Below are 14,817 nucleotides of genomic sequence, written 5' to 3' on the forward strand. Positions count from 1 at the left end.
TATTTATCCTTTGACTGATGCGGGCGAATTGGCTAGTTTTTGCCGCATTGGATTTAAAGGTGTCGACAATCATGCTGGATCAACTCGATCCCCCGGTCATCAGCGGCGACGATTCCGAGACGCTCTCGGAAAACGTCTTCCGGCGTATTCAAGCGGCCATCGTCAAAGGTGAGATCGCCCCGGGCAGCAAGATCTCAGAGCCGGAGCTGGCGCGCACCTACGGCATCAGTCGCGGGCCGTTGCGTGAGGCGATTCATCGCCTGGAAGGCCAGCGCCTGCTGGTGCGTGTACCGCACGTCGGTGCGCGGGTGGTGTCGCTCAGTCATGCCGAATTGCTCGAACTCTACGAAATCCGCGAATCCCTCGAAGGCATGGCCTGCCGTCTGGCGGCCGAACGCATGAGCGTCGAAGAAATCGACGAACTGCGCCGGGTGCTGGAAACCCACGAGCGCGACGCGGCGTTTCAGGCCGGCGTTGGCTATTACCAGCAGGAAGGCGATTTCGACTTCCACTACCGGATCATCCAGGGCAGCGGCAACCGCACGCTGACGCAGATGCTCTGCGGCGAGCTGTATCAACTGGTGCGCATGTACCGCATCCAGTTCTCGACCACGCCGAACCGCCCGCGCCAGGCCTTTGCCGAACACCACCGGATTCTCGATGCCATCGCCGACCGTGACGGCGAACTCGCGGAATTGTTGATGCGCCGTCACATCGGCGCTTCGAAACGCAACATTGCCCGTCATTACCAGGACGGCGCCCACAACAAGACAGCCACTGAACGAGGTGAGTCATGAGTTCCAACCTGAACACTCCAGGCCAGCGTTTCCGCGATGCGGTCGCCAGCGAGCATCCATTGCAAGTGGTCGGCGCGATCAACGCCAACCACGCGCTGCTGGCCAAGCGCGCCGGTTTCAAGGCGATCTACCTGTCCGGTGGCGGCGTGGCCGCAGGTTCCCTCGGCGTGCCGGATCTGGGCATCACCGGCCTGGACGACGTGCTGACTGACGTGCGGCGCATCACCGACGTCTGCGATCTGCCGCTGCTGGTCGATGTGGACACCGGTTTCGGCTCGTCGGCGTTCAATGTGGCGCGCACGGTCAAGTCGATGATCAAGTTCGGCGCTGCGGCGATTCACATCGAGGACCAGGTTGGCGCCAAGCGTTGTGGCCACCGTCCTAATAAAGAGATCGTCAGCCAGCAGGAAATGGTTGATCGCATCAAGGCTGCGGTGGATGCGCGTACCGATGACAGCTTTGTGATCATGGCGCGAACCGATGCACTGGCGGTGGAAGGTCTGGAGTCGGCACTCGATCGCGCAGCCGCATGCATCGAGGCCGGCGCCGACATGATCTTCCCGGAAGCCATCACTGAACTGGAGATGTACAAGCTGTTCGCCAACCGTGTGAAAGCGCCGATTCTGGCCAATATCACCGAGTTCGGCGCGACGCCGCTGTACACCACCGAGCAACTGGCTGGCGCCGATGTGTCGCTGGTGCTGTATCCGCTGTCGGCGTTCCGCGCGATGAACAAGGCAGCAGAAAACGTTTACACCGCGATCCGCCGCGATGGCACGCAGCAGAATGTCATCGACACCATGCAGACTCGCATGGAGCTGTACGATCGCATCGACTATCACACCTTCGAGCAGAAGCTCGATGCGTTGTTTGCACAAAAGAAAGGCTGAACAAGATCCCCTGTGGGAGCGAGCCTGCTCGCGAAGACGGACTGACATCCAACATTGATGTCGACTGATCCAGCGCTTTCGCGAGCAGGCTCGCTCCCACAAGTTTTCCCCATACAAATTCAAAAAGATTGGAGAACACAATGGCCGAAGCAAAAGTACTCAGTGGTGCCGGGCTCCGTGGCCAGGTTGCCGGGCAAACCGCACTGTCCACCGTGGGCCAGGCCGGTGCCGGGCTGACCTATCGCGGCTACGACGTGCGCGAACTCGCTGCCGATGCACAATTTGAAGAAGTCGCCTACCTGCTGCTCTACGGCGAGCTGCCAACCCAGGCGCAACTCGACGAATACCAAGGCAAACTCAGCAAGCTGCGCGACCTGCCGCAAGCGCTGAAAGAAGTGCTCGAACGCATCCCCGCCGACGCCCACCCGATGGACGTGATGCGCACCGGTTGCTCGTTCCTTGGCAACCTCGAGCCGGAGCAAGACTTCTCCGAGCAGCGCGACAAGACTGACCGCTTGCTGGCCGCGTTCCCGGCGATCATGTGCTACTGGTATCGCTTCAGCCACGACGGCAAACGCATCAACTGCGTCAGTGACGAGCCGACTATCGGCGGTCACTTCCTGCACCTGCTGCACGACAAGAAGCCAAGCGAACTGCACGTCAAAGTGATGAACGTTTCGCTGATCCTCTACGCCGAACACGAATTCAACGCCTCGACCTTCACCGCGCGCGTTTGTGCGTCGACCCTGTCTGATCTTTATTCCTGCGTGACCGCCGCCATCGGTTCGCTGCGTGGCCCGTTGCACGGCGGCGCCAACGAAGCGGCGATGGAAATGATCGAGCGCTTCTCGTCGCCGGAAGAGGCGATCAAAGGCACCCTCGGCATGCTCGAGCGCAAGGACAAGATCATGGGCTTCGGCCACGCGATCTATAAGGACAGCGATCCGCGCAACGAGGTGATCAAGGGCTGGTCGAAAAAACTCGCGGACGAGGTCGGCGACAAGGTGTTGTTCGCGGTTTCCGAAGCCATCGACAAGACCATGTGGGAGCAGAAAAAACTGTTCCCCAACGCCGATTTTTACCATGCCTCGGCGTACCACTTCATGGGCATTCCGACCAAGCTGTTCACGCCGATCTTCGTCTGCTCGCGCCTGACCGGCTGGGCCGCGCACGTGTTCGAGCAGCGCGCCAACAACCGCATCATCCGTCCAAGCGCCGAATATATCGGCGTTGAACAGCGCAAGTTCGTGCCAATCGAACGTCGCTGAAATGGTGAGCTGACCCGAAGCGCAAGATCACCGCTAAACCCTGTAGGAGTGAGCCTGCTCGCGATGACGGACTGACATTCACCATCGATGTCGACTGATCTACCGCTATCGCGAGCAGGCTCACTCCTACAAGGGACGGTGTGAATCTTGAGTCTGGCGTCAGCCCACCCTTTGCAACCACCGTGACCCGAGTCCTGACCCGATGAACACAGAATTCCGTAAAACCCTGCCCGGCAGCCCTCTGGATTATTTCGACGCCCGCGCGGCGGTCGAGGCGATTCAGCCCGGCAGTTACGACACTTTGCCGTACACCTCCCGCGTGCTGGCGGAAAACCTCGTGCGTCGCTGCGACCCGGCCACGCTCACCGATTCCCTCAAGCAACTGATCGAACGTAAACGCGACCTCGATTTCCCGTGGTTCCCGGCGCGTGTGGTCTGCCACGATATTCTCGGCCAGACCGCACTGGTCGACCTCGCCGGCCTGCGCGACGCGATTGCGTTGCAGGGCGGCGACCCAGCGCAGGTCAACCCGGTGGTGCCGACGCAATTGATCGTCGACCACTCGCTGGCGGTAGAAGCGGGCGGTTTCGACAAGCAGGCGTTCGAGAAAAACCGCGCCATCGAAGACCGTCGCAACGAAGACCGTTTCCACTTCATCAACTGGACCAAAAAAGCCTTCAAGAACGTTGATGTGATCCCGCCGGGCAACGGCATCATGCATCAGATCAACCTGGAGAAAATGTCCCCGGTGATTCAGGTGCGTGAAGGCGTGGCGTTCCCCGACACTTGCGTCGGCACCGACAGCCACACCCCGCACGTCGATGCGTTGGGTGTAATCGCCATCGGCGTCGGCGGCCTCGAAGCCGAGAGCGTAATGCTCGGCCGCGCGTCGTGGATGCGCCTGCCGGAAAGCGTCGGCGTCGAACTGACCGGCAAGCTGCAACCGGGCATCACCGCCACTGACATGGTGCTGGCGCTGACCGAATACCTGCGCAAACAGAAAGTCGTCGGCGCCTGGCTGGAGTTCTTCGGCGAAGGTGCGGCGGCGCTGACCCTCGGCGACCGCGCGACCATCTCCAACATGGCCCCGGAATACGGCGCCACTGCAGCGATGTTCTACATTGACCAACAGACTATCGATTACCTGAAACTGACCGGTCGTGAAGACCAGCAAGTGCAGCTCGTAGAGCAGTACGCCAAGCTCACCGGCCTGTGGTCCGATAGCCTGAAAGGAGCGCAATACGAGCGCGGCCTGACTTTCGATCTGTCCTCGGTAGTGCGCAACATGGCCGGCCCGAGCAACCCGCACGCGCACGTTGCGGTGGCGGATCTGGCGGCCAAAGGCATCTCCGGGCAGTGGGAGGACGTGCCCGGGCAAATGCCCGACGGCGCGGTGATCATCGCCGCCATCACCAGTTGCACCAACACCAGTAACCCGCGCAACGTGATTGCCGCCGGACTGCTGGCGCGCAACGCCAACAAGCTTGGCCTGACCCGCAAGCCGTGGGTGAAATCCTCGCTGGCGCCGGGTTCGAAAACCGTGGCGCTGTACCTCGACGAAGCGGGGCTGACCACTGAGCTGGAACAGCTCGGTTTCGGTGTTGTCGCCTTCGCTTGCACCACCTGCAACGGCATGTCCGGCGCGCTCGATCCGGTTATCCAGCAAGAGATCATCGACCGTGATCTGTATGCCACCGCCGTGCTCTCGGGCAACCGCAATTTTGACGGCCGCATTCACCCGTACGCCAAGCAAGCGTTCCTCGCTTCGCCGCCACTGGTGGTCGCATACGCCATCGCCGGGACCATCCGTTTCGACATCGAAAAGGATGTGTTGGGCGTGGTCGACGGCAAGGAAATCCGCCTGAAGGACATCTGGCCGAGCGACGAAGAAATCGACGCCGTGGTGAAATGTTCGGTCAAGCCTGAGCAGTTCCGTCAGGTCTACATTCCGATGTTTGCCGTCCACGAAGACACCGGCCCGAAAGTCACGCCGCTGTACGACTGGCGCGAAATGAGCACCTACATTCGCCGTCCACCGTACTGGGAAGGCGCGCTGGCCGGCGCACGTCCGCTTAAGGGTATGCGCCCGCTGGCCGTGCTGCCGGACAACATCACCACCGATCACCTGTCGCCATCCAACGCGATCATGCTCGACAGCGCCGCCGGCGAATACCTGGCGAAAATGGGCTTGCCGGAAGAGGACTTCAACTCTTACGCCACCCACCGTGGCGACCACTTGACCGCACAGCGCGCGACGTTTGCCAACCCGAAACTGTTCAATGAAATGGTCGTGGAAAACGGCAAGGTCAAGCAGGGTTCGCTGGCCCGTGTCGAGCCGGAAGGCAAGGTCATGCGCATGTGGGAAGCCATCGAGACCTACATGGAGCGCAAGCAGCCGCTGATCATTATTGCCGGCGCCGATTACGGTCAGGGTTCGTCCCGTGACTGGGCGGCGAAAGGCGTGCGTCTGGCCGGTGTCGAGGCGATTGCCGCAGAAGGTTTCGAGCGCATTCACCGCACCAACCTGGTGGGCATGGGCGTGTTGCCGCTGGAGTTCAAGCCGGGCACTGACCGTCACACCCTGGCCATCGACGGCAGCGAAACCTACGACGTGATCGGCGAGCGCAAACCGCGCGCGGACCTGACGCTGGCGATCCATCGCAAGAACGGCGAGCGCGTTGACGTGCCGGTGACCTGCCGTCTGGATACCGCTGAAGAAGTGTCGATCTATGAGGCTGGCGGCGTGTTGCAGCGCTTCGCTCAGGACTTCCTCGAAGAGTCGGCGGTTGCCGTTTAAATCTACTGATGCAGGCGTGAGGCTTGGGTCTCACGTCTGTGGTTAAGGAGCACCATGGCTCACGCACCACAAATCAAAATCCCTGCGACCTACATGCGCGGCGGCACCAGCAAAGGCGTGTTCTTCAGCCTCAAGGATCTGCCCGAAGCGGCACAGATTCCCGGCCCGACCCGCGACGCTTTGCTGCTGCGCGTGATCGGCAGCCCCGACCCGTACGACAAACAAATTGATGGCATGGGCGGCGCCACGTCCAGCACCAGCAAAACCGTGATCCTGTCGAAAAGCATCAAGGCCGATCACGACGTCGATTACCTGTTCGGCCAGGTCTCCATCGACAAGCCGTTCGTGGACTGGAGCGGCAATTGCGGCAACCTCTCGGCAGCGGTCGGTTCGTTCGCCATTAGCAACGGTCTGGTCGACGCCAGCCGCATTCCGCACAACGGTGTTGCGGTGGTGCGCGTGTGGCAGGCCAACATTGGTAAAACGATTATTGCCCATGTGCCGATCACCAACGGCGAAGTGCAGGAAACCGGTGATTTCGAACTCGACGGCGTGACCTTTCCGGCGGCCGAAGTGCAAGTCGAATTCATGGACCCGGCAGCGGAAGAAGAGGGCGGCGGTGGTTCGATGTTTCCCACCGGCAACCTCATCGATGAGCTGGAAGTACCGGGTGTCGGCACGTTCAAGGCGACCATGATCAATGCTGGCATCCCGACGATTTTCGTCAATGCTGAAGACATCGGCTACACCGGTACCGAGTTGCAGAGCGCGATCAACAGCGATCCGCAAGCGCTGCAGATGTTCGAGACGATTCGGGCTTATGGCGCGTTGCGCATGGGTCTGATATCGAATCTCGATGAAGCGGCCAAACGTCAGCACACGCCGAAAGTCGCGTTTGTCGCCAAGCCTTCGGATTACGTGGCGTCGAGTGGCAAAGCGGTTGGCGCCGGTGATGTGGATTTGCTGGTGCGCGCCTTGTCGATGGGCAAGTTGCACCACGCGATGATGGGCACTGCGGCGGTGGCGATTGGTACGGCGGCAGCCATTTCCGGGACATTGGTGAACCTTGCAGCGGGTGGTGTTGAACGTAGTGCCGTGCGTTTTGGGCATCCGTCCGGGACGTTGCGCGTTGGCGCCGAAGCCAGTCTGGAGAACGGCGAGTGGGTGGTGAAGAAAGCCATCATGAGCCGTAGTGCTCGGGTGCTGATGGAAGGCTACGTCCGCGTCCCCGGGGATTCTTTCTAACTTGAGATCTTATACCCTCACCCCAGCCCTCTCCCAAAGGGAGAGGGGGCCGACCGAGGTGTCTGGGGTTGTACATCGACCTGAAAGATCGAGTCGATTATGGACTCAGGGGGCCGACCGAGGTGGCTGGGATGTTCATCGATCTAATCGATTATGGATTCCGTGGAGATCGTTCACGTCGGTGAACCTCTACAGCATCCCCCAATCGGTTCCCTCTCCCTCGGGAGAGGGCTAGGGTGAGGGGCCACCCACTGAAGAAACCCAAAACAAGCAGGCACCCCAGACCTGCAATCAACCAGACCAACCCAGCCAAGCCCTGAGGAAGACCGCACCCACTCATCATTCCCGCACAGGAGAACCGCAATGAGCGCCAACGTCGACCTGAACAACCGCCCCGACTACGACCGTGTCCTGCAGGACATCGCCGATTACGTCCTCACCTTCAAAGTCACCTCCACCGAAGCCCTCGACACCGCCCGCAACTGCCTGATGGACACGCTGGGCTGCGGCCTGCTGGCGTTGCGCTTTCCCGAATGCACCAAGCATCTGGGCCCGATCGTCGAAGGCACCGTCGTCCCGTTCGGCGCACGCGTTCCCGGCACCTCCTATCGCCTCGACCCGGTCAAGGCCGCGTGGGACATCGGCAGCATCGTCCGCTGGCTCGACTACAACGACACCTGGCTTGCCGCCGAGTGGGGTCATCCATCCGACAACCTCGGCGGGATTCTCGCTGTGGCCGATCATCTTTCGCAGAAGCGTCTGGCCAACGCTGAAGCACCGCTGACCATTCGCGATGTGCTCGAAGCGATGATCATGGCCCACGAGATTCAAGGCGTGATCGCTCTGGAAAACTCCTTCAATCGTGTAGGACTCGATCACGTCATTCTGGTGAAAGTCGCTTCAACCGCTGTCACCGCCAAACTGATGGGCGCCAATCGCGAGCAATTGCTGTCGGCGTTGTCCCACGCGTTCGCTGATGGTCAGGCGCTGCGCACTTATCGTCATGCACCTAACGCCGGTTCACGAAAATCCTGGGCGGCGGGGGATGCGACGAGTCGTGGTGTGCGACTGGCCGACATCGCCATGCGCGGCGAAATGGGTATTCCCGGCGTGCTGACTGCGAAACAGTGGGGCTTTTATGACGTGCTGTTCAGCCATACCAACAGCGATCTGGCGCTGAAACCGGAGAATAAACGCGCCTTCAGTTTCTCGCGGCCATTCGGTAGTTACGTGATGGAAAACGTGCTGTTCAAGATCAGTTTCCCCGCCGAATTCCACGCGCAAACCGCCTGCGAAGCCGCGGTGACCTTGCACCCGCAAGTGCGCAATCGTCTGCATGAAATCGACCGGATCGTCATCACCACCCACGAATCGGCGATTCGCATCATTTCCAAAGTCGGGCCGCTGGCCAACGCCGCCGACCGTGACCACTGCATCCAGTACATGACCGCCGTGCCGCTGGCCTTTGGCAATCTGGTCGCCGAGCAGTACGAAGATGATTTCCACAAGGCGCACCCGATCATCGATGTGCTGCGCGAGAAAATGGTCATCGTCGAAGAACCGCGTTTCACCCGTGAATATCTGGAGCCCGACAAGCGCTCGATTGCCAACGCCGTACAGGTGTTTTTCAAGGATGGCAGCAGCACTGAAAACGTCGTCGTGGAATACCCGATCGGTCATCGTCGCCGCCGTGTCGAGGGCATTCCATTGCTGGAAGACAAGTTCAAGGCCAATCTGGCTACACGTTTCACCGGCCAGCGCAGCGGCGAAATTTTCGCGTTGTGCAAGGATCCGGCGCAGCTCGAAGCCACCCCGGTCAATCGTTTTGTGGATATGTTCGTTATCTGAACCACTTTTCCACAGGCATTTTGGTGATCGCAAACCCGCTCAACAAAACCGCCGAATAGATCATCAGCTCCCGGGACAGGGTTTGCCCCTCGTACCAGGCGCCGATGATCACGGCGAACACCGGGAAAATGATAAACACGAACGACAGGATGATCGGGCTCAAGCGTTTAAGCAGCAAAAAGTAAACGATGAATCCGCCCACTGATGCCACCAGTCCCAGATACAGCAGGGCGCCCCACGAGCGCGCGCTGACATCGCTGAATACCGGCGTCTCAACGCTCAATCCGACAATAAATAACATCGCCCCGGCAATGCCGATTGGCAGCGTGTTGTAGGTGATCACGCTGATCGCGCTGCCGTGTTTTTTCGTCACTACGTAACACAGCGCATGCATCACTGCCGCACAGAGAATCGCCAATACTCCCAGCCATTCCGCTTGATCCAGATGCAGGCCCTGACTACGAATAATCATGAACAGACTGCCAAAACCAATGGCGATGCCGAGCATTTGTGACGGGTAGATTCTCTCGCGCAGAAACAGCGCGGAAAACAACAGGATAAACACCGGCATGCAACTGAACAGTAATGCAGTCAGGCCAGACGACACGTGCATCTCACCGTAGTTGAGCAGGTAGTAAGGCAGGCTGAAATACGACAGGGTGACGAACACAAAGAACCAGCGGCTTTGTCGGGGAAACAACAGCGGTTCCTTGCGCAACAGCGCGAAGCTCAGGAACAGCGGAAAAGCAATCAGAAAACGTAGCCCGGCGGCCGTCAGCGGCGGCACGCTTTCCACCGCAATCTTGATCCCCAGCCACGTCGTGCCCCAACTCAGACAGACGATGAGAAACAGCGTGCTGGTGATCAATCCGGCGAGCCAGGGTTTGCTGATGTGCATCGGTGTGCTGACGGCGGTCGACATGTGGCGTACTCCGAACGGTGGAATTGACCTGATCGCGGAAACGGTCTATTTCTGATTGAACCTTTTTAAGCACGCTATTCGGGGCGAGAATGACTGTCAAAGTAAGTATTGCCATGGTGTCAATCCTCCGTGATGGACTCGCCAATGGCGTGGGCGTGAAGTACAAACGCCTGGCGAATGCCGTCGCGCAGGCTATCGACGAAGGCGTAATCGATGCCGGTAGCAAACTGCCGCCGCACCGGTTGTTGGCCGACAGTCTCGGAGTGACCATCGGTACGATCAGCCGTGCCTATGGCGAATTGGAACGCGTGGGGTTGGTCGTCGCCCGCGTCGGAGATGGCACTTATGTGTGTCAGCGCGGGATGGAACGGCCGCAGGACAAAGGCTTTCGTAATGTCAGCGATGAGCCGTCAGCCTGCTTCGACATGAGCCGCAACCAGCCTATTCCGGCGCAGGAAGCGGCGTTCATGAGCCAGAGTCTGCAGGAACTGGCCAGCGATCCTCGGGTGCTGCAACAGTTGACCGGGTACACCGCTGAAGCCGGGTTGGCGCGGCATCGTGTGGCGGGGGCGGTGTGGTTGCAGCATGCGGCGTATGTCCCGCATGCCGATCAGGTGTTGTGCGTCAACGGTGGCCAGCATGGTCTGCTGTGCACGTTGATGGGCTTGCTCAAGGCCGGCGACACCGTTGTGACCGAGCATTTGTCCTACCCGGGATTGATCGGCGTCGCACGCCAGCTCGGAATAAAACTCATTGGCGCGGCAATGGATGACGAAGGGCTTTTACCGTCGGCGCTCGAGGACATTTGTCGTCAGCATCGTGTTTCAGCACTGTATTGCACCCCGACGATCCAGAATCCTACGGCCGCTGTAATGTCCATCCCACGGCGCGAGGCGATTGCCGATCTCTGTCGTCAACACAATCTGCTGATTATCGAAGACGAGGCCCATGCCGTTCTGGATCGCCAGCGCCCATTGCCGCTCAGCTATTTTGCGCCGGAGCGATCGGTGTTGATTGGCAGCCTGAGCAAGGCTGTTTCGGCGGGGCTGCGCGTCGGTTATCTGCATGCGCCGCAAGCCTTGATCGGGCGTTTGAGTGCCGCCATCCGCGCGACCTGCTGGATGGCCAATCCGTTATCGATGGAAGTCGCGAGCCTGTGGATTGAAAGCGGCATGGCCGAGCGTTTACTGGACGAGCAGATCAGCGAGATCGCTCGGCGCAAAGCGTTGGTGGCGCCTGTGCTGCAGGGTTTGAATTACAAGACTCACCCTTATAGCCCGCACTTCTGGGTAGAGGTACCTGAGCTGTGGCGGGCGTCGCAGATTGCGGCGGAGTTGAAGGAGAACAACTATCTGGTGGCCATCGCTGAGGCGTTTGCGGTGGGGCACGCAGCAGTGCCGCAATTTATTCGGGTGAGTGTGTGTAATGCGGTGGGGAATGATCGGTTGTTGCTGGCAGGTTTTGAAGCTCTGGCCAAGGCATTAACAGACACCGTGTGATCGTTCTTCGCGAGCAGGCTCGCTCCCACATTCGACCGCATTTCAACGGGATAAACGCGATCAAACTGTGGGAGCGAGCCTGCTCGCGAAAGCGTCAGAACAGGCAATACAGACCTATTTGAACCGCCGCTCCACACCTTTCTCCACCAGAATCTTCGCCGAAATTTCTTCCACCGAAAAATGCGTGGAGTTGATGTTGGGGATGTTCTCGCGACGGAACAGATTCTCCACTTCACGCACCTCGAACTCGCACTGGGCGTAGCTCGAATAACGGCTGTTGGGCTTGCGCTCGTTGCGGATTGCGGTGAGGCGGTCCGGGTCGATGGTCAGGCCGAACAGCTTGTGCTGATGAGCGCGCAGGGCCGTCGGCAGGGTCAGGCGTTCCATGTCGTCTTCGGTCAGCGGATAGTTGGCCGCGCGAATGCCGAACTGCATGGCCATGTACAGACACGTCGGCGTTTTGCCGCATCGCGACACGCCCACTAGTATCAAATCGGCTTTGTCGTAATAGTGCGTGCGCGCGCCGTCGTCGTTGTCGAGGGCAAAGTTAACCGCCTCGATACGTTCCATGTAGTTGGAGTTGTGGCCGATCGAATGCGACTTGCCGACGGTGTAGGAAGAGTGCTCGGACAGTTCCTGCTCCAGCGGGGCAAGAAAGGTCGAGAAAATGTCGATCATGAAACCATTGGACGTTGCGAGAATCTCACGGATGTCCTGATTGACAATGGTGTCGAAGATGATCGGGCGAAAGCCGTCGGTTTCAGCGGCTTTGTTGATTTGTTGTACCATGGCCCGCGCTTTTTCAACGCTGTCGATGTACGGTCGCGTGAATTTGCTGAAGGTAATGTTTTCGAACTGCGCCAGAAGGCTTTGACCCAGGGTTTCGGCAGTGATGCCGGTGCCATCGGAGATGAAGAAAGCAGATCGTTTCATTTGCACCTTGGGCCTTAAGCTAATGAGCATTTCTGGATATGATAGGCGCGATTTGTCGGCCGCGACTGGCCCGCATTCTCACTTATTTTCCAGGTCCAGGCCATACAACCGGCCAAGGCTCCCCCGGGCCACCGGTTTCTGAGCTTTTCCAACACAGTTAGTGGAGAGATCACCTTGGTAGAGTACGTAGTTTCCCTCGATAAGCTCGGCAAACACGATGTTGAGCATGTGGGGGGCAAGAACGCATCCCTGGGCGAGATGATCAGTAACCTGGCAGGCGCCGGTGTTTCGGTCCCCGGCGGCTTCGCCACGACGGCCCAGGCCTATCGTGATTTCCTCGAACTGAGCGGCCTCAACGACCAGATCCACAAGGCCCTCGACGCGCTCGACGTTGATGATGTCAACGCCCTGGCCAAGACCGGCGCACAGATCCGTCAATGGATCATGGAAGCCGAATTCCCTGAAAAACTGAATGCCGAAATCCGCACCGCGTTCGCCGCGCTGTCGGCCGGCAATCCTGATGTGGCCGTGGCCGTGCGTTCTTCCGCCACCGCCGAAGACTTGCCGGACGCCTCGTTCGCCGGTCAGCAGGAAACCTTCCTGAACATCCGTGGTGTGGAAAACGTTATCCGCGCCGCCAAAGAGGTGTTCGCGTCGCTGTTCAACGACCGTGCGATCTCCTACCGCGTGCACCAGGGCTTCGACCACAAACTGGTCGCCCTGTCGGCTGGCGTGCAGCGCATGGTGCGTTCGGAAACCGGCACTGCCGGCGTGATGTTCACCCTCGACACCGAATCCGGTTTCCGTGACGTGGTGTTTATCACCGGCGCCTACGGCCTGGGCGAAACCGTCGTACAAGGCGCGGTCAACCCGGATGAGTTCTACGTGCACAAGGGCACGCTGGAGGCCGGTCGTCCGGCGATCCTGCGTCGCAACCTGGGCAGCAAAGCGATCAAGATGATCTATGGCGACGAGGCCAAGGCCGGTCGTTCGGTCAAGACCATTGACGTCGACAAGGCGGATCGCGCGCGTTTCTGTCTGTCCGACGCTGAAGTCAGCGAGCTGGCCAAACAAGCGATGATCATCGAGAAGCACTATGGCTGCCCGATGGACATCGAGTGGGCCAAGGACGGTGACGACGGCAAGCTCTACATCGTGCAGGCGCGTCCGGAAACCGTGAAAAGCCGCACCCAGGCCAACGTCATGGAGCGTTACCTGCTGAAAGAAACCGGCACCGTGCTGGTTGAAGGTCGTGCGATTGGCCAGCGCATCGGCGCCGGTAAGGTTCGCATCATCAAAGACGTGTCCGAGATGGACAAAGTCCAGCCGGGCGACGTACTGGTTTCCGACATGACCGACCCGGACTGGGAACCGGTCATGAAGCGCGCCAGCGCGATCGTCACCAACCGTGGCGGCCGTACTTGCCACGCGGCGATCATCGCTCGTGAGCTGGGTATTCCGGCAGTGGTCGGTTGCGGCAACGCCACCCAACTGCTGAAGGATGGCCAGGGCGTGACCGTTTCGTGCGCCGAGGGCGACACCGGTTACATCTTCGAAGGCGAACTGGGCTTCGACATCAAGAAGAACTCCGTCGACGCCATGCCGGAGCTGCCGTTCAAAATCATGATGAACGTCGGCAACCCGGACCGCGCCTTCGACTTCGCGCAACTGCCGAACGCCGGTGTGGGCCTGGCCCGTCTGGAATTCATCATCAACCGCATGATCGGCGTCCACCCGAAAGCGCTGTTGAACTACGACGGTCTGCCGCAGGAAATCAAGGACAGCGTCGATAAGCGTATCGCCGGTTACGACGATCCGGTCGGCTTCTATGTCGAGAAACTGGTTGAAGGCATCAGCACCCTCGCGGCTGCGTTTGCACCGAAGAAAGTTATCGTGCGTCTGTCGGACTTCAAGTCCAACGAATACGCCAACCTGATCGGCGGCAAGCTCTACGAGCCGGAAGAAGAAAACCCGATGCTGGGCTTCCGTGGCGCTTCGCGTTACATCAGCGAATCGTTCCGTGACTGCTTCGAACTCGAATGCCGCGCGCTGAAACGTGTGCGCAACGAGATGGGCCTGACCAACGTCGAAATCATGGTGCCGTTTGTCCGTACTCTGGGCGAAGCCAGCCAGGTTGTTGATCTGCTCGCCGAGAACGGCTTGAAGCGCGGCGAGAACGGTCTGCGCGTGATCATGATGTGCGAACTGCCATCCAACGCGATCCTTGCTGAAGAATTCCTCGAATTCTTCGACGGTTTCTCGATCGGTTCCAACGACCTGACTCAGCTGACCCTGGGTCTGGACCGCGATTCCGGTATCATCGCGCACCTGTTCGACGAGCGTAATCCGGCGGTCAAGAAGCTGTTGGCCAACGCGATTGCGGCATGCAACAAGGCCGGCAAGTACATCGGTATCTGCGGTCAGGGTCCTTCGGACCACCCGGATCTGGCCAAGTGGCTGATGGAGCAGGGCATCGAAAGCGTGTCGCTGAACCCGGACTCCGTGCTGGAAACCTGGTTCTTCCTCGCCGAAGGCCAGGCGCAGGCCTGATCAATATGTGAACGGCCCGTTCCCTCTCAGGGGCGGGCCTTGAGATTCAAGTAGGGCGGGCTCCTGTA

Annotated in this window: 10 protein-coding genes; 8 read left to right on the forward strand and 2 right to left on the reverse strand. The window is 59.6% G+C overall.

Annotated elements, in window-relative coordinates:
- The first annotated feature begins 74 nt into the window (after nt 1–74).
- The 6 genes from AB4O11_RS17800 to prpD all read left to right on the forward strand — a co-directional run bounded on the left by AB4O11_RS17800 (nt 75) and on the right by prpD (nt 8,845).
- Nucleotides 75–797, forward strand: a complete 723-nt coding sequence (locus AB4O11_RS17800) for a GntR family transcriptional regulator (RefSeq protein WP_172828118.1) — start codon at nt 75–77, stop codon at nt 795–797.
- Nucleotides 794–1,687: a methylisocitrate lyase gene (prpB, locus tag AB4O11_RS17805; RefSeq protein WP_093431754.1), complete on the forward strand. Its 894-nt coding sequence runs from the start codon at nt 794–796 to the stop codon at nt 1,685–1,687. The genes AB4O11_RS17800 and prpB overlap by 4 nt, the downstream gene beginning before the upstream one ends.
- 140 nt (nt 1,688–1,827) lie before the next feature.
- On the forward strand, nt 1,828–2,955 hold the full coding sequence (gene prpC, locus AB4O11_RS17810; RefSeq protein ID WP_116255222.1) for a bifunctional 2-methylcitrate synthase/citrate synthase: 1,128 nt from the start codon (nt 1,828–1,830) through the stop codon (nt 2,953–2,955).
- A 202-nt stretch (nt 2,956–3,157) separates the two neighbouring features.
- Nucleotides 3,158–5,752 carry a Fe/S-dependent 2-methylisocitrate dehydratase AcnD gene (gene acnD, locus AB4O11_RS17815; RefSeq protein WP_460127703.1) on the forward strand — a complete coding sequence of 865 codons (2,595 nt, stop codon included), beginning with the start codon at nt 3,158–3,160 and terminating at the stop codon, nt 5,750–5,752.
- A 54-nt stretch (nt 5,753–5,806) separates the two neighbouring features.
- A complete protein-coding gene (prpF, locus tag AB4O11_RS17820; protein ID WP_460127705.1) occupies nt 5,807–6,997 on the forward strand; it encodes a 2-methylaconitate cis-trans isomerase PrpF in 1,191 nt (396 codons plus the stop codon).
- A 363-nt stretch (nt 6,998–7,360) separates the two neighbouring features.
- Nucleotides 7,361–8,845 carry a 2-methylcitrate dehydratase gene (gene prpD / locus AB4O11_RS17825; protein ID WP_460127707.1) on the forward strand — a complete coding sequence of 495 codons (1,485 nt, stop codon included), beginning with the start codon at nt 7,361–7,363 and terminating at the stop codon, nt 8,843–8,845.
- Here the strand turns inward: prpD and AB4O11_RS17830 are convergent.
- On the reverse strand, nt 8,838–9,743 hold the full coding sequence (locus AB4O11_RS17830; protein WP_460131103.1) for a DMT family transporter: 906 nt from the start codon (nt 9,741–9,743) through the stop codon (nt 8,838–8,840). The genes prpD and AB4O11_RS17830 overlap by 8 nt on opposite strands.
- Before the next feature lie 113 nt (nt 9,744–9,856).
- Here AB4O11_RS17830 and AB4O11_RS17835 point away from each other — a divergent pair, with 113 nt between their 5' ends.
- On the forward strand, nt 9,857–11,266 hold the full coding sequence (locus AB4O11_RS17835) for an aminotransferase-like domain-containing protein (protein WP_460127710.1): 1,410 nt from the start codon (nt 9,857–9,859) through the stop codon (nt 11,264–11,266).
- A gap of 114 nt (nt 11,267–11,380) precedes the next feature.
- Here AB4O11_RS17835 and ppsR read toward each other — a convergent pair whose 3' ends face one another.
- Nucleotides 11,381–12,199, reverse strand: coding sequence for a posphoenolpyruvate synthetase regulatory kinase/phosphorylase PpsR (ppsR, locus tag AB4O11_RS17840; RefSeq protein ID WP_093431771.1), 819 nt, complete (start codon nt 12,197–12,199; stop codon nt 11,381–11,383).
- Between the two features lie 174 nt (nt 12,200–12,373).
- On the opposite strand from ppsR, the gene ppsA reads away from it, so the two are divergent.
- Nucleotides 12,374–14,749, forward strand: coding sequence for a phosphoenolpyruvate synthase (gene ppsA / locus AB4O11_RS17845; protein WP_093431773.1), 2,376 nt, complete (start codon nt 12,374–12,376; stop codon nt 14,747–14,749).
- The last annotated feature ends 68 nt before the right edge of the window (nt 14,750–14,817 follow it).

This window comes from Pseudomonas sp. H1_D05 (genome assembly GCF_054682705.1).